Origin of the sequence: Lichenicola cladoniae (assembly GCF_013201075.1) — a bacterium.
GTDB classification, from domain to species: Bacteria; Pseudomonadota; Alphaproteobacteria; order Acetobacterales; family Acetobacteraceae; genus Lichenicola; species Lichenicola cladoniae.
Genome location: NZ_CP053708.1, coordinates 1,051,583 through 1,074,960 on the forward strand (window position 1 = coordinate 1,051,583; position 23,378 = coordinate 1,074,960).

A 23,378-nucleotide genomic window follows, 5' to 3' on the forward strand; every position below is an offset into this window, starting at 1 on the left:
TTCCTGCCCCGGACCGGCGCGGAATTCATCCGAGCCCGGTAGCTATCCGATGGTCACGGGTGGCGGTGATCGTCCCGATGCGGGTCCGGCGACGGATGCGGGGGCGCTGCCTGATGCGGCTCGGGATGCGGAGCGGGCTGCGGGCGTGGCGCCGCCTCATGCGGCGGAGCGCGAGGCGGTTCGGGACGTTGCACAGCCTGCGGAGGCCTCGGTGCCTGCACATGCGGCGCCTCCTGGTGCTGGGCCGGTCGCGCGTCGACGCGCGGCGGTTGCGGACGCTGGACCGGCTGTGGTGACGGAGTGCGAGGCGGCGGCGGGCGAACCGGTTCCGCATGAGGTTCGGCCTGGTGGATCGCCGTACGGGGAGCTTCCGGCCGTGCAGGTGTGGCAACACCTTGCGCAGCGGCACCCGGTCCTGCTGCATGGATCTCGGGCCGCGATCCGCCCTGGTCGGTGCCTGGCGCCGGACCGGTAATGCCTGGATGGGTCGTCGAGCCGGGCTCGACAGGAGGCCGTCCACCGGACGGATGTTCGCCCGGAGCACCGGGTGGTCTGGCACCCGGCGTACGGAGAGCGGGCAATCCGTTGGGCTGGACAGCCGGCAGGGCTCCAGCGGCGGGATGCCCGGGCGTGGCCGGTGCAGTGCCGGGCTCCCGGACATTCGGTGGCACACCGGGCCGTGGCGTCGGCGTCACCGATCCGACGCCCGGCGGACGGTCATTGCCAGGTGTGGTTCCAGGGGCAACAGCGAGATTGCCGCCGGGATTGCCGACTTCAGTGCCGCTCTGGCCACGGAACGGGGTCCTGTTGGCGGAAAGCTGATGCGGTGTGAACAGCTGCTGGTTGATCGCCGGACCGGGGGCCGATGGGCGCGCAGCACCAACTTTCAGACCAAGGCGCTGCGCTACCGCCGGAGTTACACCACGCGTATCCGCAGCCGGTTGCACCGGAAAGGCGCCGCGAACCGGCTGGAACCTTGCCGCAGCACCCACGCCAGGGGCACCCTGGCCCAGGGCCGCGGCACCGGTCCGGGCGACACGACCGACCGGCTCCGAACGGGCCATCGCGGACACCGGGATGACGGTCAGCGCGGACCGGTTGGCGTAGTTGTTGATGATGGTCGTGTTGTTGACCGAATGATTGTCGCGGCTATTGTTCATGGAAACGGCATGGCTGTCGCGTCCGTAATTCACATGGGACATGTAGGTCTGGCTGGCATTGAACTGCGGCCGATACTGCTCGCGCGGCCCGAGCGGGATCCAGCCGATGTCGCCGCCACGTCCCCTGTCATACCGATCGTTGTCGTCGTGTCCGGCGAATGCACCGGCGATCAGCCCGCCGACCGCACCCGCCACCACGAAATCGACCAGCGCCGGCGCATAGGCCGGCTGCTCATAAACATCCGCCGAGGCCTGCTGATCCGAGGGAACCCAGCCCCAGCGACCATCGAACTGCGCCCAGCGACCGTAATGGAATGGTGCGAACCCCCATGGCTCGTTATCGACCCAGGTCCATCCCCAGGGTGCGACATAGGCCCAGCTGCCTTCCCGATACGGCGCCCAGCCGCTCTGCACCCGCGGATACCAGACCTGGCCGTAATCCGGGCTCGGCTGCCAGTCGCCATAACCGCCGAGCGACTCGCCGCCCGTCATGTAGCGCACCGGCTGTGGTTCGGCCGGCTGCCGGACCGGACGACGCAGGTGAGCCTCCAGAAACGCATCCCGCACCAGCGGACCCACCGAACCCTGCAGCACGTCTCTGCCGGTGACCAAAGCGGTCTGGCCGGCGGCCACCTCAAGCGAGAAGGAGCCGCTGACGATCCGTGCCGAACCGCTGATCACGCTGATGCTGGTCGGTGTCGCGCTGTCGCCGGCAATGATGCCGTACTGGCCTGCGCCACCAAGCTGCACGGCGCCGCGTGGCGTCGTGATGGCGTAGCTATCACCCGAAAGCATGTCGCGAAGGTCGAGAAACACTTCTCCTTGCGGCTCGGTGGCGATGAACTGGTGGTTGTCGAGCGTCGCCAGATCGAGCTCGGTCGCCTCGTTGAGGGCCACCAGATTGTCAGCGATCTGCACCGACGCGCCGGACCCCGGCTGGGTCCAGACCGCGTTACCGCTGGTCAGGGGCAGGTTGATGGTGGCATCGACCCAGTCGGTGGCTCCGGCGCCGTGCGTGGAAACGCTGCCGTTGACCTGTGCCAACCGCCCGACGCGCCAGGGCGGATCTGCTGCATCCTGGGCGGCGGCCGACTGCACCATCCCCAGACTTGCGAGGGTCAGGCCGGTCGCGGCCAACAGGCGATCGAGGCGCAGAGAGGGAAAAGCAGTCTTCATATCATTCTGCGCCCGGCTGGCGCCTCCAAGGAGGGACGCCTATCCGGGTGCAGCCTGCAGTCGAAAATAGGACGAACTCGTGGCTGGACTATGACATTACAAACTGTTTCCGGAGTGACGAGCCAGCTTTAGTGATTTTTGCCGCGGCCGGTGCTCGATTGCAGCTCGTCGATACGCTTTGACGCCTGCGCCTTGTTGAGCGTCTCGTCGAACGGCTCGCCAGCCTCTTCCGACAACGTCTTGAGGTAGGACGCCTGCGCACCGGTCATCGTCTCCTCGCCGGTGGCCCAGGTATCGGGATCTTTCACGGTGTTCGACGGCAGGTCCTGCTCGGTCACCGGATCGGGCTTCTTCTGATTTGTGCTCATGAGCTAGATACGAGCCTGTGCTTGTTTTGTTCCTGGCTCACCAGAACGTTAACAGCCTCAACCGCGGACCACTGCGCGGTGCCGGTAACCCAGTGCCTCGGCGACATGCGGGCGCTGCACGGTGTCGACATCCTCCAGGTCGGCGATCGTGCGAGACACCCGCAGCAGCCGGGTGAAACCGCGCGCGGAGAGTTGCAGCCGATCGGCCGCCTGCTCGCTCAGGCTCCGCGCCGCGTCGTCCATCGGGAACTGGTCCGGACTGGCCTCCGCGTTGCACAGCCCGTCCTGTCGTGCATGCTGGCGGATGCGGCTGCAGGCGATCCGACCTGCCACGGTGCATGATGCCTCGCCGGCCGGCGAGCGCGCGATCTCCGAGGCCGGAACCGACGTCACCTGCACGGCCAGGTCGATCCGGTCGAGCATCGGCCCGCTGATCTTGCCGAGATATTCCTCGCCACACCGGGGCGCCCGCCGGCATTCCCGCGTCGGGTCGCCGAGGTAGCCGCATCGGCACGGGTTCATGGCGGCAATCAGCTGGAACCGGGCCGGGTAGGTGAAATGACCGGCGGCACGCGCCACCGTCGTGCGTCCGGTCTCGATCGGTGCCCGCAGCGCCTCCAGCGATTGTCGCGGCAACTCCGGCATCTCGTCCAGGAACAACACCCCGCGATGCGCCAGGCTGACCTCGCCCGGCTTCGCGCGCGGACCACCACCGACGATCGCGGCCTGGCTCGCCGAATGATGCGGTTCGCGAAACGGCGGACGCTTCACCAGCCGCCCGCCCGGCAACAGCCCGGCGATGCTGTGGATGGTGCTGACCTCGAGCGCCTCGCTGGCCGACAGATCGGGCAACAGGCCGGGCAACCTCGCCGCCAGCATCGATTTTCCGGCACCCGGAGGGCCGATCAACAACATACTGTGCCCGCCGGCCGCCGCGATCTCCAGCGCCCGCTTGGCGGTTTCCATGCCTTTGACGTCGATCAGGTCGAGCACCCGCCCGGTCTCGGCAATGCCGGGCGGAACCGGTGGGCTCAGGACCTGGATGCCCTTGAAGTGGTTCACCAGGGACAGCAGGTCCGGCGTTGCCAGCACCTCGATCCGCCCCGCCCACGCCGCCTCGCCACCCTGCGACTGCGCGCAGATCAGTCCGAGATTGCGGGCCGATGCACCGATCGCCGCCGGCAGTACGCCTGCCACCGGGTTCACCCCGCCATCGAGCGACAACTCGCCGAGTGCGGCATAGCCGGCAACCTCGTCCCGCGGCAGCACATCCATGGCCGCCAGCACGGCCAGTGCGATCGCCAGGTCGAAATGGCTGCCTTCCTTCTGCAGGTCGGCCGGCGCCAGGTTGATCAGGACCCGCTTCGGCGGCAGCGCCAGGCCCATCGCGGTCAGCGCGGCACGCACCCGCTCCCGCGCTTCGCCCACGGCCTTGTCGGCAAGCCCGACGATCAGGAAGGCCGGCAGGCCGCTGGATATCTGTACCTGCACTTCGACCGGAACGGCATCGATGCCGGAAAAGGCGAAGCTCTGTACTCTGGCGATCGTCATGCAGCGGCTCCGGGTTCGAACCGGAACCTTATCGAGCCCGCCTTAAAGCATGGTTAAGGCCGGCAGAGCCGCGACGTGGTCAGCGTTGATACAATACCCGGGCCCGGATCGTTCCCTCCAGGGCGCGCAGCTTGGCCAGGATCGTGCCATCCTCGGAACGATCGGTCTCGGCTTCGACCACCACGTACCCCAATTCGCCATCGGTCTGCAGGAACTGCGCCGCAATGTTCGCACCGGCCTCGGAGAAGATCTCGTTGATGCGCCGGAGGATCCCCGGGGTGTTCTGATGCACATGCATGAACCGGGTGCCGCGCGGCCGCGGCGGCAACTGCACCTGCGGGAAATTGACGGCCCCCAGCGTCGCGCCGACATCGCTGTATTCCACCAGCTTGCGTGCCACCTCGGCGCCGATGCGCTCCTGCGCTTCCGCGGTCGATCCGCCGATATGCGGCGTCAGGATGACGTTGTCGCGCCCCTGCAGCGGCGAGACGAAACGTTCGTTGTTGCTTCTGGGCTCGACGGGAAACACGTCGATGGCGGCACCGAGCAGATGCCGGTCGTCGAGCGCCCGCGCCACGGCCTCGAGATCGACCACGTTGCCGCGCGCATTGTTCAGCAGGAAGCTGCCCGGCTTCATCGCGCGGATCTCGGCCTCGCCGATCAGCAGGTCGGTCTCGTGCGTCTGCGGCACATGCAGGCTGACCACGTCGCTCTGCGACAACAGAGCCATCAGCGTCGGAACGGCCGACGCATTGCCATGACCGAGCTTGTCGGCGAGGTCGTGGTAGATCACCCGCATGCCGAACGCCTCGGCCAGCACCGAAAGCTGGCTGCCGATGCTGCCATACCCGACGATGCCGAGCGTCTTGCCGCGAACCTCCCAGCTATCCGCGGCCGACTTGTCCCAGCCGCCATCATGCGCGGACACCGATTTCGGGAAGATCCGCCTCATCAGCATGACGATCTCGCCCATGACCAGTTCGGCCACGCTGCGGGTATTGCTGAAGGGCGCGTTGAACACCGGGATGCCTCTCACGGCGGCGGCGCCCAGGGCGACCTGGTTGGTGCCGATGCAGAAACAGCCGATGGCGATCAGCTTGTCCGCACCCTCGATGATATCAGCGGTGAGCCTGGTGCGGGAGCGGATGCCGACCACATGCACGCCCTCGAGCGCCTGGGCCAGCGCCTCGCCGTCCAGGGAGCCCGGATGCCGGGTTATCGTGGCATACCCGCTGGCCGCGAACAGCTCGACCGCGCTGTCATGCACGCCCTCGAGCAACAGGATCCGGATCCGGTCCTTGGGCAGGGAGAGTTGGCTGGCCATCGATTGATTTGCTCGCGGTTCCGGCAGGAGCGTGGTCCTACTGGAAACCGGCGGTGGCGGGTAGCGCCGTGGCGTATGGCAGCCATCGGCACTCCTTGAAAAAACGTCCGACCGGGCCCGCTCCTAGGTCCGCCGCTGCCGGGATCGCGGACGCTGCCCGAGCTGGCCGAGCGCCTCGGGATGGGTACGGCCCCAGTCGTAGAGCAACTCGATCGGCTCGATGAACACCCGCCCGAGGTCGGTCAGTGTGTATTCTACCCGGGGTGGCACGACATCGAAGACATGCCGGGACAACAGGCCGTCCCGCTCCAGTTCACGCAGCGTTTGCGTCAGCATTTTCTTGCTGATGCCGGGCAGGCTGCGCTGCAGTTCTCCGGTGCGGCAACTCCCGCCATGCAAGGTGTGGAGCGCATGCAGCACCATGCTGGACCATTTGACGCTGAACAGCTCCAGCACCCGGCGTGGTGCGCAGGTTTCCTGATGGACGGTCTCGTCGGTATCGCTCATCGATGGAGACCCAATGGTGCCTATGTCCCTGAACGGTGCCTTCTAGACGCGAAGCGCCCGGATGGCCACCTAATCATCCGCAACAACAGGAGAGGCCTCGGCTCATGACGGAAACCGCACTGATCGTCGGCTCGAGCGGCATCGTCGGCAACAACCTGGCTCGCCATCTGGTAGGCAAGGGCTGGCAGGTGCATGGGCTCGCACGGCGTCCGACCGCCATCGAAGGTGTGCTCCCGGTCGCGGCCGACCTGCTCGATCCAGCCGCGCTGCGCACTGCCCTCGCCGGGCTGCGTCCGACACGCGTGTTCGTGACGACGTGGATGCGTCAGCCCACGGAAGCCGAGAACATCAAGGTCAACGGCACCATGGTGCGCAACCTGCTCGACGCGGTGTCGCCGGCTGGTTCGGTGGAGCACGTGGCGCTGGTCACCGGCCTCAAGCACTATCTCGGTCCGTTCGAGGCATACGGAAAAGGCGTCCTGCCCGCGACGCCATTCCGCGAAGAGCAGCCGCGGCTCGACGTCGAGAACTTCTACTATGCCCAGGAAGACGAGGTTTTCGCGGCTGCGGCACGAGACGGCTTCGGTTGGAGCGTGCACCGTCCGCACACGATCATCGGCTACGCCGTCGGCAACGCCATGAACATGGGCACGACGCTCGCCGCCTACGCATCGATCTGCCGCGCGACCGGGCGGCCGTTCCTGTTCCCGGGCTCGGCGATGCAGTGGAACGGGCTGACCGACATAACCGATGCCCGCGTGCTGGCACGCCAGCTCGAATGGGCGTCCACCACCCCGGCAGCACGCAACGAGGCGTTCAATATTGTGAACGGCGACGTGTTCCGCTGGAGCTGGATGTGGCCGCGCATCGCCGGCTGGTTCGGCCTCGACGCCGCTCCGTTCCCGGGCCAGGGAACGCCGCTGGAGCAACAGCTCGCCGATGCCGCCCCGATCTGGGCGGACATCGCCGGCAAACACGGGCTGGTCGAACCGGACCTGGGACGCCTGGCATCCCCCTGGCACACCGATGCCGATCTGGGCCGTCCGATCGAGGTCGTCACCGACATGTCCAAGAGCCGCAAGCTCGGCTTCCTCGACTATCAGCCGTCCGACGAGAGCTTCTTCGACCTGTTCGCCCGCCTTCGCGAGGAGCGGCTCATTCCGCAATAGGAACCGCCGGGGCAGGGCCGTATCAGCCGGGCCTGCCCCTCAATGCCTCGACCGCCCGATCGCCGAGGGCGGGATCGCCGACTGCCAGCACGCTGCCGTCCCCATCCTCGCGCAGACGGTCGCCGTTCCAGTCGGTAACCCGTCCGCCGGCACCCTCGATCACCGGAACCAGCGCGGCCCAATCCCAGATCTTCATGTCGCGCTCTGCAATGATGTCGATATGGCCGAGCGCCAGCAGCCCGTAGGCGTAACAATCTCCGCCCCATGACGTACGGCGAACGCCGGCCTCCAGCGCGTCGAACCGGGGTTGGGTCGCACCGTCCATCATGGCCGGCGACGTGCATGAAAGCTCAGCCTCGTTCAGCGACAAGCAGGACCTGGTGCCGGCCGCGCCGCCGAACGGCCCGGCAAAATGGGTCGGCTCGCCGGCGACACCGACCCACCGCTCGCCGGTGATCGGCTGGTCGATGATGCCCAGCACCGGCACCCCGTCCATCAGCAGCCCGACCAGTATGCCGAACGTGGGACGTCCGGTGATGAAGGCGCGGGTGCCGTCGATCGGATCCAGTACCCAGCGCAGCCGGGCATCCGGACGGTCGAGACCGAACTCCTCGCCGAGGATGCCGGCTTCGGGAACCCGCTGGGACAGCAGGGTGCGCATGGCCTGCTCGGCATTGCGATCGGCCACAGTGACCGGGCTCTGGTCGCCCTTGAGTTCGGCGCCGAGGCCACTGCGAAAGAACGGCCGGATCACCTGTCCCGCAACCTCGACGGCCGCGATCGCCGCCGCCAGAAGCCGGTCGCGATCGCCCAACCCGACTACGCTCACGGGGCGTCGGACAGCGAGCGCAGGTAGGCAATGACCGCGGCCCGCGTCGCGTCGTCCGGAATGCCGGCAAAGGCCATCTTGGTGCCGGGGGCGAACGCGCGCGGATGTTTCAGCCACGGGTCCAGCGTCTCGCCGGTCCATTTGTCGTGTCGGCTCGTGAGTGCCGCCGAGTAGGTGTAGTCGCTGCCCTGGCCGATGGCGCGGCCATAGACGCCGTACAGGTTGGGCCCGACCATGGCGCTGCCGCCCTTGTCGAACGAGTGGCAGGCACTGCATGACGCCGCGGCCTCGGTTTCGCCCGTCTTGATGGTCGCCGCATCCGCCGGGCCGGCGACGACGGCCTGCACCGCGGCGACGGGCTTGAGCGCCGCTGCAGCGGGCGCCGACAGGGTGATCAGGTAGGCGATGACGTCGGCGCGCTCGGACTCGTCCCGGATACCGGCAAAGCCCATCTTGGTGCCCGGCGCGAACGCCTGTGGCCGGGTCAGCCAGGCATCCAGGCGCTCCGGGGTCCAGTTGCCGCCCTTGCTCTTCAGCACGTCCGAATAGTCGTAGTCGGCGACGGCGGCGATCCGGGCGCCGGCGATCCCGTGCAGGTTCGGACCGACCAGCGTCTGGCCGCCCGCGTCGAAGCTGTGACAGGCGGCGCACTGCGCTCCGGCGGACGCTTCGCCCTTCGCCGCGGAGGCCTGCTTGAGCAGGCTGTCGATCGAAGGATGCTGCGGAGTTGCCGAGGTCTCGTTGCCGGCAATGCGGAATGCCGGTTCGGACGGCGGCATCGCGTGCACCATGGCCGCGCCGGCGAGGTCGGCGGCACCGAATGCGAGCACCGCGCACAGCAGGGACGCGGCGATCTTGTTGAGCTCTTTGCTATCCATCGAAGACCGACCCGATCTCTCGCCAGTCATTACTGAACCGGGCCGTCCCGGGCGCTTCCTTGCGATCGGGGGAAGCCTATGGGATGCAGCCACAGCGAACAACCCGGCCCCGGACCGCTTTCCGGTGAAGATTGATCCCATGAACCCTGCGGTCCCGCCCCCTCCCGGCAGCACGCCCGGACCGATCGCCTTCCAGGGCCGGCCCGGCGCCTATTCCGACCTGGCCTGCCGCACCGCCTATCCGGGACGTGCCACCATGGGGTGCGAAACGTTCGCCGACGCCATCAAGGCGGTGCATGACGGCGCGGCGGACCTGGCGATGCTGGCCTGCGAGAACAGCCTCGCCGGACGGGTGCCGGACATCCATTCGCTGCTTCCGGAGAGCGGCCTGCATATCGTGGGCGAGCACTTTCAGCGTGTGGAACACTGCCTGCTCGGTGTGCCCGGCACCGCGATCGGCGATGTCCGGCGACTGCATACGCACTCCGTCGCGATGGCGCAGGTGCGTCGCCTGATCGACGAGCTGGCACTCGAGCCGGTGATCGAGTTCGACACTGCCGGTGCGGCAGAACTGGTCGCAGGCTGGGGCCGGAAACAGGATGCGGCGATCGCCTCCTCGCTGGCGGCGGAGCTGAACGGGCTGGTGATCCTGCGCCGCAATGTCGAGGACGCGGCGCACAACACCACCCGCTTCTATGTGACTGCGCGCGAGCCGCTCTCGCCGCCGCCCGGACAGTCGGGGACGATGACGACGATCCTGTTCCGGGTCAGGAACGTCCCAGCCGCGCTCTACAAGGCGCTCGGCGGCTTCGCCACCAATGGCGTCAACATGACCCGCATCGAGAGCTACATGCTCGACGGCTTCTTTTCGTCGACGCAGTTCCTGCTCGAGGTGGATGGCCACCCGGAGGATACCGGTCTGGCCAGGGCGATCGACGAGCTACAGTTCTTCTCGACGGCCCTCAAGATCCTCGGCAGCTACACGAGGTCGTCGTTTCGCGGCTGATGATAACGCCGGCCTGCCACGTCCCCCATGTCGCTTGCCTACCGCTCCCACCGATCATGCCAGCGGGGCATCGCAATCCGATACGGGGCGGCGGCGTACGCGCCGTTTACGGTCCCAGATCATCACGCCGGTTACCGCGAGCCCGGCGGTGGCCAGCCCAGCCAACGCCACGAGAATGCGGCCGGCCAATCCAAGAATCTGCCCGCTATGCCAGGGGAACTGGATCTGCATGACCAGGTCTCCGATGCGTCCGCCGCCGGGCATCTCTATTTGCGCCACACGTCCGGTCTGCGTGTCTATGGTCACCGTAGGCCGGCCGAGACCGGTACCGCGTTCGCCTGCCGATTGAAAAAAGAACACGCTCGCCAGATGCGCGGCCGGCATCATGAACACACCGCCCGCGTCGACAGGCCAACCCTGCCTGTGCACCAGCTTGTTGGCTAGGGCGACGATCGCGTCGAGGTCGGGATCGGGGTGTGCCGTACCCGCGTCCGGTGGTGTGGCCGGGCGTGCAACCGGCAGCAGGTGGGTCACCATCGGGTGGAATAACGGTCTATCGAGCGCGATCGCGAAACCGCTGATCGCGATGCCGAGCAGCACCAGCCAGAGCCAGAGTGCGACGGCGCGATGCAGGTCGAACACCAGCCTGAAGCCGCGGCGTGCGCTGTCGATCCGCCAGGCGCGTCGCCAGCCGCGCAGCCACTCGGCCGCACGACGCCGCACGTCGCGCCTCCGGACAGGCGGCAGCGTCAGCAGGAGGCCGACGATGCAGTCGATCGACCAGAGCGCCGACAGCAATCCCATGATCCACTGCCCGGTCGCGCCGAGACCGATCGTGTAGTGGAAGCGATAGAGGAACGGGATGATCGCGCGGCGCGAGAAACAGCACGCGTCGGATTTGCGCCCGCCGAGCAGGTCGCCGCTGGCAGGATCGAGGAACAACTCGTTCGCTGCCAGGACGAATGGGCGGCCGGTCGCCGGATCGGTGCGTGGCTGGACATAGGCGCGAACGCTCTGCCCGTCCGGCGGATGAAACAGCATGTAGCCCAGTTGCGTCTGCGGCGCCTGCGCCTGCAGGCGTCGCACGAGTGCTGCCGGGGAGAGCGTCGCCCCGGGCAGCCGCGCATCGAACAGGTCGGGATTGAGTTGCGCGTCGATGGCATCGTGGAAGGCGGCGATGCTGCCGGTCAGCCCCGCCATGGTGACGAAGCCAGCCAGCAGCAGACCCATCCATCGATGCGCGCGTAGCAGCCACGGGCGCATCGGACGCCGGACTACCAGCGGTAGGTCAGGCCGCCGAAGGCGGTGCGCTGATAACCGTAGGCGCACCATGTGCCGTAGTAGCAGGAGGAAACGTATTTACGGTCGAGCAGGTTGTCGATGTTGATGTAGCCTTGCAAGCCTTTCAGCGCCGGTACCAGGTGGCCGACATCGTAGCGCAGGGCGAGATCGAACAAGGTGACGTCCGGAACCGCAAAGCTGTTGGTGCTGTCCAGAGTCTTGCCGACATAGCGCGCGCCGCCACCGACCGACAGGTTCGCGAGCCTGCCCGACGGCACCGTGTAATAGGCCCAGGCGGAGGCCTGGTTATGCGGCACCGCCGGGAGGCGCTTGCCGGTCAGCCCGGAGGTATCCCGCGTGTAATATGCGTTGATGTAGGTGTAGCTGGCGACCAGTTGCAGATCGCGGGTGATGTCGGTGCGCGCCTCGACCTCGAAGCCGCGGGAGCGCGCGGTGCCGGTCTGGATCGAGAGCAGCGGGTTGTTTGGTGCCGGCGTCGTCAGGTTCTCGCGGGTGATGTCGAACGCGGCGGCGGTGAAGAAGCCGTTGAAGCCACGCGGCTTGTATTTGACGCCCGCCTCGTACTGCCGTCCCCGCTCGGGCACGAAAGGCTTACCGTTCGCATCCGTCCCTGCAATCGGCGAGAAGGATTCCGAGTAGCTGATATATGGCGCGATGCCGTTCGGAAACACATAGGTCAGGCCGGCGCGGCCGGTGAAGGCCGCGTTCCATTGCGCTGTCCGACCACCCGAGTCAGGTGTGCGGGTACTGCTTCCGACCCAGTCGCGCCGTCCAGACAGCGTCAGCACGAAACCGGCATAGCGGAGCTGATCCTGCAGATAGACGCCGTACTGGCTCTGCGTGACGTCCGTCTTGGTTCGGGCGGGCTGGGTTATCGGGAGCGTATAGTCCGGCGCAAAGATGTCGATCGAAGGTGCGGTTCCAAAACCCGTGCGGTAGGCGCTGTCGAGATGTTGGTAGTCGAAGCCCGCGAGAGCGACGTGCGAGACCGGCCCTGTCGAAAAACGCGCTTCGGCGGCGTTGTCCGTCGCATACTGGTCCGACCATTCGGTCGACGCGGCTATTCCGCGGTCGAGCGTGCGATGGTCGTCTTCGAGTCCGGAACTATAGACACTGGCGTAGTCCATGTTGACACGGAACCAGCGCGAGTTGCTGCGCAACGTCAGCCAGTTATTGACCTGTCGTTCCGCCTTGAGCCCGACCGATAGCTGCGTACGGTCGAATTTCTCGAAGTTGAGGTCTCCATCGTAGAAATCGACCGAGACGCTGCCGAACGGATTGTACAGCACGCTGGCCCCGGCCGGCACGCCGCCATAGGACGTGCTGCGTGGCTCGTGCTGGTAGAGGCCGAGCAGCGTGATGTCGGTGCGGGCATCCGGACGCCAGGTGAGGGCGGGCGCCACTTCGATACGCTGGTCCTTGGTATGCGCGACCTGTCCATCCTGCGTGCGGGCAAGGGCGGTGAGCCGGTAGCTCCAGTGTCCGGCATGGTCGATAGGACCGGAGAAATCGCCTGTCGCCTGGGCATGGCGGAAATTACCGAATTCCATACCGATCTCATGAAGTGGCGTGGTGGTCGGCAGCTTGGCGGTCTGGTCGACCAGGCCGCCTGCCTGCGCCTGGCCATAGAGCACCGAGACCGATCCCTTCAGCACATCGACCCGGTCGAGCAGGTAGGGATCAACCTGCGGTGCGGCATACTCGCCGTTCGTGAGCAGCTTGAGACCGTTATAGTAGGTGTCCGCGTCGAACCCGCGGATCGAGAACATGTCGTAGCGTGTCGCGGTGCCTCCGCGCGTCTCGGTGGTCACGCCGGACACGTAGCGCAGCGCCTGGTTGAGGGTCTGCACGTCCTGCTCGCGCAGGACTGCCTGCGTAACGACCGAGATGGATTGCGGCGTCTCGAGCAGCGGTGTCGACGTCTTGGTCCCGGCCGAACTGGTTTGCGGCACCACGCCATGCGTCTCGCCGCGGACCAGCAGATATTCCATGGCGTCGGTCGGGATCGTCTCGCCCTGTGCGCAGGTCGCACCCTGGAGGGAGGCTCCGGCAAGCAGCGCGGCGGGGGCGAAGCGCACGAGAAGGGTGCGGCGCGGCCGGGAGCAATCCATGAACATGACGCCTTAGTTGATATTGAGAACCATTCGCGTTTGAGGGTCTAGACGTGATCCTGCCGCCCCGCAAGGCGGTCGGGTCAGGTCGGGCGCGTAATCATCTCGCAGGGTTGCAGCCTCGCTGCGCAGGATACCGCGTGCGCCGGTTTGCACCCGGTCCGGATCGAGTACCTGAGATCGGGTTTCTGCGTGACTGCGGGCTGGACGATCGCAAAGCCGCGATTACGTCCACACCACCGCCTGCAATGCCGGCGCATCATCCCGCATCGGCTTGCAAGCTGTTGCGACAGCGCAAGAGGAGTGGGGCGGTGACCGCAATATTCGGTCGCCGGTCAGCCTTCGCTCAACCAGCTTTCGACCAGCCTGCGCGCGATGGCGCTCGGTCCCGGCATGTCGAAGCCTTGTGTTTCATGGTCGAGCACCTGTGCGCGGGTGAGCCATCGCGCCTCGGCGATTTCGCCCGGGTCGATCGTCAGCTTCATCTCGAGCGCCTCGGCATGAAAGCCAAGCATCAGCGATCCGGGAAAAGGCCATGGCTGGCTCGAATGGTAGCGCACGTTCCGAACGGTGACGCCGACCTCCTCGAACACCTCGCGGGCCACGGCCTCCTCCGCACTCTCGCCCGGCTCCAGGAACCCGGCGAGGGCCGACAGCACCCGCGAGTTCGGCGGGAACCGTGTTCCCCGCGCCAGCAGCGCATGGTCGCCGTGCTGGACCAGCATTATCACCACCGGGTCGGTGCGCGGAAAATGCTGGTGGCCCTGTGGGCAGCAGAGGCGATGGCCGCCTTGCTCCGGATGGTTCGGGAGGCCGCAGACGCCGCAGAACCGGTGCGTCGAACGCCAGTGCAGCATGCCGCGCACCTGCGCCAGGAGTGCCGCCTCCTCTGCCGGGAGCAGCGGCGCCAGCGGGCGCAGCTCCTCGAAACTCCAGATGTCCGGCCAGTCGGGGCGCACTGGTTCGTCGAGTTCGCTTATATCCACTGTGAACAACGGCACAGCGCCGTCGAGGCCAAGGAAGATCCACGGAAACTGCTCGAGCCCGATCTGCGCCGGGCTCGGCATCGCCACGCGGATGCTGTCCGGCGCGAGCCGCTCCATCAGGTGCCGACCGCGCCAGAACGGCAGCAGGCGGCGTACGGGATCGGCGAGATAGCCCGCGATCGCATCCTCGTCCGCGCGCGAATTGGCGGCGCGGTCGATCCTGCTGCCGGCGTAGAAATTAACGATGGGCGAGAGCCTGTCGCCTGCCATAAATGCCTCCGATGACCGCCCCGACCTGTTCGATCCGAAGCAGTCCGCTTCTCGTCGCCGCCTCTTGTCGCCGCCTCTTGTCGCCCATGGGGGCAACCGTGTTAAGGTCCGATCGGGAGGTCGGCAGCGGACGGGCGTCTTGCCAACCCGGTCAGGTCCGGAAGGAAGCAGCCGCAGTGAGTTTCCGCTCGGGTCGTTCGTTCGGCCTCCCACCAATCTGATGCACATGTCATCCAGCGACAACTCCGACCCTCGGGATACCGACGAGCACGGCATGGACGGTGCCTCGGGCCTGCCGGAGCCGCCACCCGCCGAAGGGCCCGGCCTGTTCGGCGATACGCTGGCGCCCCCACGGGCAGCACCGGCTCAGCCCGTCGCCATTGCAGCTTTAGCCCCGAAAACCCCCTATCGCGTCCTTGCGCGCACCTATCGCCCCGCCCGGTTCGACGACCTGATCGGCCAGGAGGCGATGGTGCGCATCCTGCGGCGCGCCTTCGCCGTCGAACGTGTCGCGCATGCCTTCATGCTCACCGGCGTGCGCGGCGTCGGCAAGACCACCACCGCCCGCATCATCGCCCGCGCCCTGAACTGCATCGGCGTGGATGGCACCGGCGGGCCTACTGCCGATCCGTGCGGGGTCTGCGCCAACTGCACCGCCATCCTCGCCGACCGGCACCCGGACGTGCTGGAAATGGATGCCGCGTCCCGGACCGGCATCGACGACGTGCGCGAGATCATCGAGGCGACCCGGTTCCGGCCGATGCAGGCGCGGATGAAGGTATTCATCATCGACGAGGTGCACATGCTGTCGCGCAACGCGTTCAACGCGTTGCTGAAAACCCTGGAGGAGCCTCCCGCCCAGGTCACCTTCATCTTCGCCACCACCGAATTGCGCAAGGTGCCGGTGACGGTGCTGTCGCGCTGCCAGCGCTTCGACCTACGCCGCGTCTCGCAGTCCGAGCTGTCGGCGCATTTCGCGGTGATCGCGGCCAAGGAAGGTGCGTCGATTACCGCCGAAGCCCTGGCGCTGATCGCCCGCGCCGCCGACGGTTCGGTGCGGGACGGGCTCTCGCTGCTGGACCAGGCGATCGCCCAGGGTGGCGACGGCAGTGACGATGGAACCGGCGACGGCACCATTCGCGCCGACCGGGTCGCGGACATGCTGGGACTGGCCGATCGCGGCCTGGTGTTCGACCTGCTCGACGCGGTGATGGCAGGCAAGCCGGCCGACGCGCTGGCGATCACCGATCAGGCGCATGCGCGCGGTGCCGATCTCGGACTGATGCTGGCCGACCTGCTCGAGCTGATCCACACCGTGTCGCGCCTGAAGGCGTTGCCGGCCCTGCGCACCAGCGGCGACTTGCCGGAAACCGAACGTGTGCGCGGAGCCGCCCTGGCGGATGCGCTGCCGGTGCCGGTGCTGGGACGGACCTGGCAGATGTTGCTGAAGGGCGTGGCCGAGGTCGAGACCGCGCCGGACCGCCGCGAGGCCGCCGAGATGGTGCTGATCCGGCTGTGCCATGTCGCCGACCTGCCGCCGCCCGGCGACCTCGTTCGCCAGTTGCAGGCAGAACAATCCTCTGGACACCGTGCCCCGCCGGCGCCGTTGGGACAGTCCAACCCCGGCCCGACGCTCCGTTCAGTGACCGGCGGCGGTGCCGCGCGGGCGCCCGCCCCGGAGCTGGACCGGGAGCCGGACCAGGACCGAATGGCGGCCCCGATGGCCGAGACCGTCGCCCCGCCGGTCGAGATGTCGGCACCTCCACCGCCCTCGCTCAAGAGCTGGCGCGAGGTGGTGGCCTTCATCGCCACCCGGCGCGAGGCGATGCTGCACGGGCATCTGCGCCATTGCGCCCATCTGGTCAGGTTCGCCGCCCCGGTGATCGAGCTCAGGCTGGAACCGCAGGCGCCGCGCGACCTTGCCCAGCGCCTGGCAAAGCTGCTCAGCGACGCGACCGCCACGCGCTGGACCATCGCCGTGGTCCGCGAGGCCGGCGAGCCGACGCTGGCCGAGCAGTCGGATGCGCTGGACATCACCCGGAGCCAGATGGCGGAAGCCCATCCGCTGGTGCAGGCGATCATGGCGGCGTTTCCGGGTGCCAGGCTCGGTGCGGTCAACGATGCGACGCTCGACGAATACGGACTGCCGCCGGAACCGATCGTTGCCCAGTCTCTACTCAACGACGCCGACGCTCCCGATATGGAGTTCGCACCGCTCGATTCGGAGCCGGTCGGGCTCGACGATCTCGACAACGAGGTCGGGCTTCCCGATCCATGACACGCGTTTTCAAGGACCACAGCGCATGAAGAACCTCGCAGGCCTGATGAAGCAGGCATCGCAGATGCAGGCCAAGATGGAAGAGATGCAGGCCGGTCTTGCCACTCTCGAAATCGAGGGTGCTGCCGGCGCCGGGATGGTGTCCGTGACGCTTACCGGCAAGGGCGACCTCAAGCGCATCCGCATCGATCCTAAGCTGGCCGATCCCGCGGAGATGGAAATGCTTGAGGACCTGATCATCGCGGCGCATGCGGAAGCCCGCCGTCATCTCGAGGTCCGTACGGGCGCCGAGATGGAGAAGGTGACCGGTGGGCTGAACCTGCCGGCCGGCATGAAACTGCCGTTCTGACGCGCTCCCGATGGGCGGGCCGGAAATCGAGCGGCTGATCGAGCTGTTGGCGAGACTGCCGGGGCTTGGCCCGCGCAGCGCACGGCGTGCGGCGCTGACCCTGTTGCGTCAGCCGCGCACCCGGCTGCTGCCGCTGGCGACGGCCATGGAGCAGGCGGCCAACAGCGTGCGCACCTGCGACGCGTGCGGCAATCTGGACAGCCGCAACCCGTGCTCCATCTGCGCCGACGAGCACCGCGACCACTCGATGGTCTGCGTGGTCGAAGGCGTCGGCGACCTCTGGGCGCTGGAGCGGGCAGGGGTGCATCGCGGGCTCTACCATGTGCTCGGCGGCACCCTCTCGGCGCTGGGTGGCACCGGTCCAGAGGATCTCAGCACTGCACCGCTTTTAGCGAGGCTCGCCGGGGGCGAGGTGCGCGAGGTGATTTTGGCGCTCGGCGCCACGGTCGAGGGTGCGACCACAGCCCACTGGCTGGCCGAGCGGCTGGCGTCGTTCGGTATCGCCATCACCCGGGTGGCACAGGGCGTGCCGATGGGTGGTGCGCTCGACGTGCTGGATGACGGCACGCTCGCGGCCGCCCTGATGGCCCGCCGCTCGTGACGGCGCCCGCATGAGCGTGATCTGGCCGATCCCATCCTCCGTCCCGCGCGCGGTGCTGGTCACCGGCGGCGCGGCGCGGCTCGGCCGGGCCATCGCCCTGGCATTCGCCGAATGCGGGTTCGCGGTGGCGATCCATTGCCGGCATGGCCACGAGGAGGCGCAGCAGACGATGGAGACCATCGAGGCGATCGGCGTGAAGGGCGTGCTACTGGAAGGCGACCTCTCGCAGGAGCATGAGGTCGCCGGCCTGGTCGGCCGCGCGGGAGCGGCGATCGGCCCGCTCGGCGTGCTGGTCAACAACGCCAGCACCTTCGAGCGCGACGAGTGGCACGATGCCGACCGCGCCTCCTGGGACCGGCATATGGAGCCGAACCTGCGCGCGCCGTTCAGGCTGATGCAGGATTTCGCCCGCGGGCTGCCGGCCGATGCCGAGGGCATGGTGCTGAACATGCTGGACCAGCGGGTCTGGTCGCCGACCCCGCATTTCGTGTCCTACAGCCTGTCGAAAGCCGGGCTTTGGGCACTGACCCAATCGATGGCGCTGGCGCTGGCGCCGCGGCGCATCCGGGTGAACGCGATCGGCCCCGGCCCGGCGCTGCCGAGCCCTCGCCAGAGCGATGCGCAGTTCCGGGCGCAATGCGAGAGCGTGCCGCTCGGACGCGGCACCAGCCCGGGCGAAGTGGCCCGCGCTGCGCTGTCATTGCTGTGCCTGCCGTCCGTCACCGGACAGATGCTGGCGCTCGATGGCGGCCAGCACATGCAATGGCATCCCGCACCGGGCGCCGGTGGAGCGTTTCAGGAATGAGCATGTTTCCACCATGGCCGGAGCAGCCGCCGCTGCGGCACGTGTTCCTGCGCGACCTGGTGATCGACGCGCATATCGGCGTCTATCCGCATGAAGAGAACGTCCGCCAGCGCGTGCGGGTGAATATCGGCTTCGGCGTGACGGACGAGCCGGGCCTGGCGATCGGCCGCGACGATCTCAGCCGGACGGTCTCCTACGAGCGCGTGGTCCAGCTGGTCAGGCGGATCATCGACGAGGGCCATGTACGGCTGGTCGAGACGCTGGCGGAGCGCATTGCCGCCGGGGTGCTGGCCGATGCCCGTATCCGCGTGGTCCGGGTGATGGTCGAGAAGCTGGACGTGTTCTCCGAGCTGGTCTCCGTCGGCGTCGAGATCGAGCGCCGCCAGCCATAGGCGCGGGCCGGGCGGCAACCAGCCTCGCATGTCCACCGTTGCCCTCGCATCGGGGGACAGAGAAGATGGATGTCGACGTCGCGATCATCGGCGGTGGACAGGCCGGGGTGCCGCTAGCGCGCTCGCTCGCCGAGGCGGGGCAGCAGGTCGCACTGATCGAGCGGGTTCATCTCGGCGGGTCCTGCGTCAATTTCGGCTGCACCCCCAGCAAGGCACTCATCGCCTCGGCCCAGGTCGCCTACGAGGCACGCAACGGCGAGCGCTGGGGCATCCGCATCCCGACCATCGATGTCGATTTCGGCGCGGTGATGGACCGGGTGCGCGGCATGGTCGCGGCGGCAAGGAATTCGCTCGACGACAGCATCGAGCAGGCGGCCAACCCGTGCCTGATCCGCGCTCATGGACGGCTCGCCGGCCGGGAGGATGGCCGGTTCGTTGTCGAGAGCGACGGCGGTCGGGTTCGCGCGCGCCGTGTGGTGCTCGATACCGGCACCCGCAGCCTGCTGCCGGACATCGACGGGCTCCGGACGGTGCCGCTCCTGACTGCGGAGAACTGGATCGACATGACCGTGCTGCCGGAGCGGCTGATTGTGATCGGCGGCAGCTACCTGGCACTGGAGTTCGGCCAGGCGTTCAGCCGGCTCGAGTCTGAGGTGGTGGTGCTCCAGAGCGGCAGCGCGCTGGCCGAACGCGAGGATCCGGACGTATCCTACGTCATTGCAAAATTTCTCGAGGCCGAAGGTCTGGAGATCAGGCTCGACGTCCGGATAGACCGCATCGAGCCGATCGACGGCGGCATCCGCGTGCATGTCGATGGCGTGGTGCTGGAAGGCACGCACCTCCTGGTAGCGACCGGACGCCGGCCCAATACCGATGATCTCGGGCTCGAGACACTGGGAGTCGCAACCGACCAGCACGGCATGATCGAGGTCGACGAGCGGTTGGCAACGACTGTCGCGGGGGTGTGGGCGGCGGGAGATATTCGCGGCGGCCCGGCCTTCACCCACACCGCCTATGCGGACTCCAAGGTAATACACGACCAGATCGTCGGCGACAGCCGCATGACCACCGAGCGGATCGTGCCCTATGCGATGTTCCTCGATCCCGAACTCGGCCGCGTCGGCATGACGGAGACCGAGGCACGCAAGGCGGGCCATGCGATCAGGATCGGTCGCAAGGACATGTCGACCAGCGGCAAGGCCAAGGAGGTCGGGCAGACCGCCGGCTTCATCAAGGTGGTGATCGACGCGGAGACCGACCGGTTCCTGGGCGCCGCATGCCTTTGCCACAACGGGTCGGAAGTCGTGCAGGTGTTCATAGCACTCATGAACGCGGGGGCGGGTGCCAACACGATCAAGAACTCGGTGGTCATCCACCCGACCATCGGCGAGGCCGCCAAGAATGCAGTGGTTGCCGCCTATACGTAGCCTCTCGGGACTTACCGTGCGCCGCGTCTTTCAAACGTGATCCGAATGCGGATCAAAGCGACCGGCGCGGCGCGAACCCGTTCCCAGAGCCTCCGTTCACTGGTTTCCCCCCGGAGTGTCCCTCATGTTTCTACGTATCGATAAGCTGCAAGCCGAGCTTCCCGCGCCGAAACGGCGGGACCCCAATGCCGCCGCTGCCTTGCAGGAACTGCTCGGCGGCAAATATGGCGAGATGTCCACCCTCGGGAACTACATGTTCCAGAGCTTTAACTTCCGCAGCAAGGACAAGCTGCGCCCGTTCTACAACCTCGTTGCCAGCATCACGGCCGAGGAACTCGGGCACGTCGAACTGGTCAGCAACGGCGTTGCCATGCTGAACAACGGTCCCGACAATGACGGCGACAGCGTCGATGGCGGCGATATCTCGGGCGCGCCGTTCGAGGACATGAAGGACATCCGGCTCGCGGCAGCGTTCCTGTCGGGCGGTGGCGGTTCGGCCCCGGTCAACAGCAATGGCGCGTCGTGGAACAACGACTTCGTCACCAGCACCGGCAACGTCGTCGTCGACCTGCTGCACAATTTCCACCTCGAGTGCGGCGCCCGCCTGCACAAGCTGCGCGTGTATGAGACGATGACCGATCCGACCGGTCGCGAAGTCTGCGGCTACCTGCTGGTACGCGGCTCGGTACATGCTCATGCCTATGCGCTGGCGCTGAAGCAGATCACCGGCGTGGCGATCGAGAAGTTCCTGCCGACACCGAACATCAATCTCGACAAGATCCCGGAGTGCCAGAAGTACCTGAACGAGGGCTCGCATCGTCGCCTCTATACGTTCAGCCCGAACGACTACAAGGAGATGTCGGGCATCTGGGGCAATGGCGAGATGGCGCTGCCGGGCGATCCGCCGGGTGAGCTCGTCGTGGTCGATGGTGCACCCGAAGGCGGCAAGATCCATCAGCTGACCGGCGTCCCGTCCGCGTTCACGCCGGACTACGCGCCGCAGGAAATGTTCGAGATCGCCTCCAAGCTCTACAAGAAATCCCGTTAATTCAACTGCCTGCTCGGATGCACCTCGATCGTGGGTGCATCCGGCATCGCGTTTCAGCTTCAATCAAGGAAAACAATCATGGACGGTGACGCATCAACCGGAGACACGGTGCACGAAATCTATCATGTCGGCCTGCGCAACCAGCATGCGCTTGAGATGAGCGCGATCGAGCTGTGCGAGCGCCAGATCGAGCGCATCGAGAACTACCCGGAAATGAAGCTGCGGCTGCAGCAGCATCTCGTCGAGTCCCGCGAGCAGGCAAAGCGTCTCGAGGCGATCCTTGCCCGGCACGACAGCAGCACGTCCTCGCTCAAGAACACCGTCACCGCGGTGATGGGCAACATGGCGGCGTTGCTGCACGTTCCGGCGTCGGACGAGATCCTGAAGAACACCTTCGCGAACTACGCGTTCGAGCATTTCGAGATCGCTGCCTACACCAGCCTGATCTCGATGGCCGAGAAGATCGGCGACACGGCCTCGATCGCGCCGTTGCAGCAGTCGCTGGCCGAAGAGAAGTCGATGGGTGAGTTCATCCAGTCGCAGATCGTGCCGACCACCGCACGGTTCATGGAACTGACCCGCGCCGGCGCCACCGCCGGGATCTAGACCAAGGCTCTATCTCGCGGGCGGCGGCGGAAACGCGAGCAGCCCGCGTTGATAGGTCTCGACGACGATCGAGAACGGCTGGCCGTCACCGCGTCGCAGAAGTGCGCGGTTGCGGATCAGGGCTGGCGGAATATCGAGCGGTTGCCCGGTCGCTCCGGGCGTGTCGCCGTGGCTGATCCAGTCGCCCGGCAGCGGTGACCAGAGCAACTCGCTCGCCACTGTGGTCCGGCTGAATTTGAGCGCCTGCACGACATGGCCGAACGGGATATCGGTCGTATCGAGCTCATGGTTCATCGCAGGGGTCAGCCGGTCGGCGACATACCAGTTGTCTGCTTCGGACAGGACCTGTCCGCCGCAGACCAGCCTGACATGCCGATAGCCGATCCGATCGTCCGGGCCAGCCTCCAGTCTCGCACGGTCCACCGGTGCGATGGCATGGCCGACGGATGGATCGCGTTCCGCCGTCACATGCGCGACCGTGCCCCGGACGATCCCGCCGATGCCGTAGGTGCCGCACCAGTGCTCGAGCGTTGCCGTGGCGCTTGTCTCGGTCAGCAGGGCGACGTGGAGTTCCTCGAGCAGTGCCAACGCTGCAAGCCGGTGGAACCGGTCGTCGGGCCAGGCCGGGTACGCAGGCCGATCGGGGGACGCCGCAGCCCAAGCACCCGACGACATCCCCAGGACCACCGCGAATGCCGCGAGGCTCTGGAGATACGCCGGGCGCCGGTGCGTCAGCGCTCGTTCTCGTCGTTGTCGGTCTCGACCTCGATGTCGGTGCCGATCACGTCGGCATCGTCGTCGAGATCGTCGGTGTCCTCGGCCACGTCGCCGGCCTCGGCTTCATCCTCGGCCTCGGCGGGCTCGGCCTCGGTGTCCGCGTCGTCCGGATCCGGTGCCGGCTTCTTCGGACGGCGATCGTCCGGCGGCAGGTTGCCTCCGGCGCGGCGCTGCCTTGGCTGATCGAGCGGCTGTTGGGTCCCACATTTTGGGCAGACGGCCGGTACCTTGGTCAGATCGTAGAAGCGCGTGCTGCATGAAACGCAGACGCGCTTGGTGCCGAGTTCTGGCTTGGCCATGTTGACCCTGTGTTTGGAGGGGCGATGCGTCGCAGGGCGGGGCCCATGCCACCTCGCCGCACCGGTGTCAAACAATCGGCGACGCAGGCAATGCCCGCGCCGGGTCCGCCCGGCCCCGATCGGCTACCGATTTCACGCTCCGGTCGTGCCCTCCGCAAC

At 67.1% G+C, this 23,378-nt stretch carries 22 protein-coding genes and 1 other RNA gene; 11 read left to right on the forward strand and 12 right to left on the reverse strand.

Going from position 1 to position 23,378, the window contains the following annotated elements; translation table 11 throughout:
• Positions 1-53: 53 nt before the first annotated feature.
• The 5 genes from HN018_RS04760 to HN018_RS04780 all read right to left on the reverse strand — a co-directional run bounded on the left by HN018_RS04760 (position 54) and on the right by HN018_RS04780 (position 6,086).
• Positions 54-2,336, reverse strand: coding sequence for a DUF6600 domain-containing protein (locus HN018_RS04760; protein ID WP_171834434.1), 2,283 nt, complete (start codon positions 2,334-2,336; stop codon positions 54-56).
• A 128-nt stretch (positions 2,337-2,464) separates the two neighbouring features.
• Positions 2,465-2,674 (reverse strand): DUF3072 domain-containing protein, encoded by a 210-nt coding sequence (locus tag HN018_RS04765; protein WP_239479022.1) that lies wholly within the window; start codon positions 2,672-2,674, stop codon positions 2,465-2,467.
• Between the two features lie 87 nt (positions 2,675-2,761).
• A complete protein-coding gene (locus HN018_RS04770) occupies positions 2,762-4,255 on the reverse strand; it encodes a YifB family Mg chelatase-like AAA ATPase (protein WP_171834436.1) in 1,494 nt (497 codons plus the stop codon).
• Between the two features lie 79 nt (positions 4,256-4,334).
• Positions 4,335-5,579 carry a phosphoglycerate dehydrogenase gene (gene serA, locus HN018_RS04775; RefSeq protein ID WP_171834437.1) on the reverse strand — a complete coding sequence of 415 codons (1,245 nt, stop codon included), beginning with the start codon at positions 5,577-5,579 and terminating at the stop codon, positions 4,335-4,337.
• Positions 5,580-5,702: 123 nt separating this feature from the next.
• On the reverse strand, positions 5,703-6,086 hold the full coding sequence (locus tag HN018_RS04780) for a winged helix-turn-helix transcriptional regulator (RefSeq protein ID WP_171834438.1): 384 nt from the start codon (positions 6,084-6,086) through the stop codon (positions 5,703-5,705).
• Positions 6,087-6,190: 104 nt separating this feature from the next.
• On the opposite strand from HN018_RS04780, the gene HN018_RS04785 reads away from it, so the two are divergent.
• Complete coding sequence (locus HN018_RS04785) at positions 6,191-7,255, forward strand: SDR family oxidoreductase (RefSeq protein ID WP_171834439.1); 1,065 nt, start codon at positions 6,191-6,193, stop codon at positions 7,253-7,255.
• Between the two features lie 22 nt (positions 7,256-7,277).
• On the opposite strand, the gene HN018_RS04790 is transcribed toward HN018_RS04785, so the two are convergent.
• Both HN018_RS04790 and HN018_RS04795 read right to left on the reverse strand, forming a co-directional pair.
• Positions 7,278-8,084 (reverse strand): inositol monophosphatase family protein, encoded by an 807-nt coding sequence (locus HN018_RS04790; protein ID WP_171834440.1) that lies wholly within the window; start codon positions 8,082-8,084, stop codon positions 7,278-7,280.
• Positions 8,081-8,962, reverse strand: coding sequence for a c-type cytochrome (locus HN018_RS04795; protein ID WP_171834441.1), 882 nt, complete (start codon positions 8,960-8,962; stop codon positions 8,081-8,083). Before HN018_RS04795 ends, HN018_RS04790 begins: the two co-directional genes overlap by 4 nt.
• Before the next feature lie 139 nt (positions 8,963-9,101).
• Here HN018_RS04795 and HN018_RS04800 point away from each other — a divergent pair, with 139 nt between their 5' ends.
• A complete protein-coding gene (locus HN018_RS04800) occupies positions 9,102-9,968 on the forward strand; it encodes a prephenate dehydratase (RefSeq protein WP_171834442.1) in 867 nt (288 codons plus the stop codon).
• A gap of 54 nt (positions 9,969-10,022) precedes the next feature.
• Here the strand turns inward: HN018_RS04800 and HN018_RS04805 are convergent, their stop codons facing one another.
• The 3 genes from HN018_RS04805 to nudC all read right to left on the reverse strand — a co-directional run bounded on the left by HN018_RS04805 (position 10,023) and on the right by nudC (position 14,637).
• Complete coding sequence (locus HN018_RS04805) at positions 10,023-11,300, reverse strand: PepSY-associated TM helix domain-containing protein (RefSeq protein ID WP_338034010.1); 1,278 nt, start codon at positions 11,298-11,300, stop codon at positions 10,023-10,025.
• The gene (locus tag HN018_RS04810) at positions 11,243-13,381 is read right to left on the reverse strand and encodes a TonB-dependent siderophore receptor (protein WP_171834444.1); all 2,139 of its coding nucleotides are present in this window, start codon (positions 13,379-13,381) and stop codon (positions 11,243-11,245) included. The genes HN018_RS04805 and HN018_RS04810 overlap by 58 nt, the downstream gene beginning before the upstream one ends.
• Positions 13,382-13,716: 335 nt before the next feature.
• A complete protein-coding gene (nudC, locus tag HN018_RS04815; RefSeq protein WP_171834445.1) occupies positions 13,717-14,637 on the reverse strand; it encodes an NAD(+) diphosphatase in 921 nt (306 codons plus the stop codon).
• Between the two features lie 115 nt (positions 14,638-14,752).
• Here nudC and ffs point away from each other — a divergent pair.
• The 9 genes from ffs (at position 14,753) to HN018_RS04860 (ending at position 22,143) form a co-directional block, all read left to right on the forward strand.
• An RNA gene (ffs, locus tag HN018_RS04820) (signal recognition particle sRNA small type) lies at positions 14,753-14,850 on the forward strand.
• Between the two features lie 13 nt (positions 14,851-14,863).
• Positions 14,864-16,915, forward strand: a complete 2,052-nt coding sequence (locus HN018_RS04825) for a DNA polymerase III subunit gamma/tau (RefSeq protein ID WP_171834446.1) — start codon at positions 14,864-14,866, stop codon at positions 16,913-16,915.
• A gap of 25 nt (positions 16,916-16,940) precedes the next feature.
• A complete protein-coding gene (locus tag HN018_RS04830) occupies positions 16,941-17,264 on the forward strand; it encodes a YbaB/EbfC family nucleoid-associated protein (protein WP_171834447.1) in 324 nt (107 codons plus the stop codon).
• 10 nt (positions 17,265-17,274) lie between these two features.
• Positions 17,275-17,865, forward strand: coding sequence for a recombination mediator RecR (gene recR, locus HN018_RS04835; RefSeq protein WP_171834448.1), 591 nt, complete (start codon positions 17,275-17,277; stop codon positions 17,863-17,865).
• A gap of 10 nt (positions 17,866-17,875) precedes the next feature.
• Positions 17,876-18,670, forward strand: coding sequence for an SDR family oxidoreductase (locus tag HN018_RS04840; RefSeq protein WP_171834449.1), 795 nt, complete (start codon positions 17,876-17,878; stop codon positions 18,668-18,670).
• Positions 18,667-19,062, forward strand: coding sequence for a dihydroneopterin aldolase (folB, locus tag HN018_RS04845; RefSeq protein WP_171834450.1), 396 nt, complete (start codon positions 18,667-18,669; stop codon positions 19,060-19,062). Before HN018_RS04840 ends, folB begins: the two co-directional genes overlap by 4 nt.
• A 65-nt stretch (positions 19,063-19,127) precedes the next feature.
• A complete protein-coding gene (locus HN018_RS04850; protein WP_171834451.1) occupies positions 19,128-20,489 on the forward strand; it encodes a mercuric reductase in 1,362 nt (453 codons plus the stop codon).
• A gap of 124 nt (positions 20,490-20,613) precedes the next feature.
• The gene (locus HN018_RS04855; RefSeq protein WP_171834452.1) at positions 20,614-21,537 is read left to right on the forward strand and encodes a manganese catalase family protein; all 924 of its coding nucleotides are present in this window, start codon (positions 20,614-20,616) and stop codon (positions 21,535-21,537) included.
• 78 nt (positions 21,538-21,615) lie between these two features.
• The gene (locus HN018_RS04860; RefSeq protein WP_171834453.1) at positions 21,616-22,143 is read left to right on the forward strand and encodes a ferritin-like domain-containing protein; all 528 of its coding nucleotides are present in this window, start codon (positions 21,616-21,618) and stop codon (positions 22,141-22,143) included.
• 9 nt (positions 22,144-22,152) lie between these two features.
• Here the strand turns inward: HN018_RS04860 and HN018_RS04865 are convergent, their stop codons facing one another.
• Positions 22,153-22,818 (reverse strand): hypothetical protein, encoded by a 666-nt coding sequence (locus HN018_RS04865; protein ID WP_171834454.1) that lies wholly within the window; start codon positions 22,816-22,818, stop codon positions 22,153-22,155.
• Between the two features lie 56 nt (positions 22,819-22,874).
• The gene (locus HN018_RS04870; protein WP_171834455.1) at positions 22,875-23,219 is read right to left on the reverse strand and encodes a TIGR02300 family protein; all 345 of its coding nucleotides are present in this window, start codon (positions 23,217-23,219) and stop codon (positions 22,875-22,877) included.
• Positions 23,220-23,378: the final 159 nt, after the last annotated feature.

What these genes read in the sequence shown, in the direction of transcription:
- HN018_RS04840 (WP_171834449.1), top strand. Translation starts at nt 17,876, where the DNA reads ATGAGCGTGATCTGGCCGATCCCATCCTCCGTCCCGCGCGCGGTGCTG.
- HN018_RS04825 (WP_171834446.1), top strand. Translation starts at nt 14,864, where the DNA reads ATGTCATCCAGCGACAACTCCGACCCTCGGGATACCGACGAGCACGGC.
- HN018_RS04860 (WP_171834453.1), top strand. Translation starts at nt 21,616, where the DNA reads ATGGACGGTGACGCATCAACCGGAGACACGGTGCACGAAATCTATCAT.
- HN018_RS04830 (WP_171834447.1), top strand. Translation starts at nt 16,941, where the DNA reads ATGAAGAACCTCGCAGGCCTGATGAAGCAGGCATCGCAGATGCAGGCC.
- HN018_RS04855 (WP_171834452.1), top strand. Translation starts at nt 20,614, where the DNA reads ATGTTTCTACGTATCGATAAGCTGCAAGCCGAGCTTCCCGCGCCGAAA.
- HN018_RS04805 (WP_338034010.1), bottom strand. Translation starts at nt 11,300, where the DNA reads ATGGTGCGCCTACGGTTATCAGCGCACCGCCTTCGGCGGCCTGACCTA.
- HN018_RS04795 (WP_171834441.1), bottom strand. Translation starts at nt 8,962, where the DNA reads ATGGATAGCAAAGAGCTCAACAAGATCGCCGCGTCCCTGCTGTGCGCG.
- recR (WP_171834448.1), top strand. Translation starts at nt 17,275, where the DNA reads ATGGGCGGGCCGGAAATCGAGCGGCTGATCGAGCTGTTGGCGAGACTG.
- HN018_RS04780 (WP_171834438.1), bottom strand. Translation starts at nt 6,086, where the DNA reads ATGAGCGATACCGACGAGACCGTCCATCAGGAAACCTGCGCACCACGC.
- HN018_RS04770 (WP_171834436.1), bottom strand. Translation starts at nt 4,255, where the DNA reads ATGACGATCGCCAGAGTACAGAGCTTCGCCTTTTCCGGCATCGATGCC.
- HN018_RS04760 (WP_171834434.1), bottom strand. Translation starts at nt 2,336, where the DNA reads ATGAAGACTGCTTTTCCCTCTCTGCGCCTCGATCGCCTGTTGGCCGCG.
- folB (WP_171834450.1), top strand. Translation starts at nt 18,667, where the DNA reads ATGAGCATGTTTCCACCATGGCCGGAGCAGCCGCCGCTGCGGCACGTG.
- HN018_RS04850 (WP_171834451.1), top strand. Translation starts at nt 19,128, where the DNA reads ATGGATGTCGACGTCGCGATCATCGGCGGTGGACAGGCCGGGGTGCCG.
- nudC (WP_171834445.1), bottom strand. Translation starts at nt 14,637, where the DNA reads ATGGCAGGCGACAGGCTCTCGCCCATCGTTAATTTCTACGCCGGCAGC.
- HN018_RS04870 (WP_171834455.1), bottom strand. Translation starts at nt 23,219, where the DNA reads ATGGCCAAGCCAGAACTCGGCACCAAGCGCGTCTGCGTTTCATGCAGC.
- serA (WP_171834437.1), bottom strand. Translation starts at nt 5,579, where the DNA reads ATGGCCAGCCAACTCTCCCTGCCCAAGGACCGGATCCGGATCCTGTTG.
- HN018_RS04800 (WP_171834442.1), top strand. Translation starts at nt 9,102, where the DNA reads ATGAACCCTGCGGTCCCGCCCCCTCCCGGCAGCACGCCCGGACCGATC.
- HN018_RS04785 (WP_171834439.1), top strand. Translation starts at nt 6,191, where the DNA reads ATGACGGAAACCGCACTGATCGTCGGCTCGAGCGGCATCGTCGGCAAC.
- HN018_RS04865 (WP_171834454.1), bottom strand. Translation starts at nt 22,818, where the DNA reads ATGTCGTCGGGTGCTTGGGCTGCGGCGTCCCCCGATCGGCCTGCGTAC.
- HN018_RS04810 (WP_171834444.1), bottom strand. Translation starts at nt 13,381, where the DNA reads ATGGATTGCTCCCGGCCGCGCCGCACCCTTCTCGTGCGCTTCGCCCCC.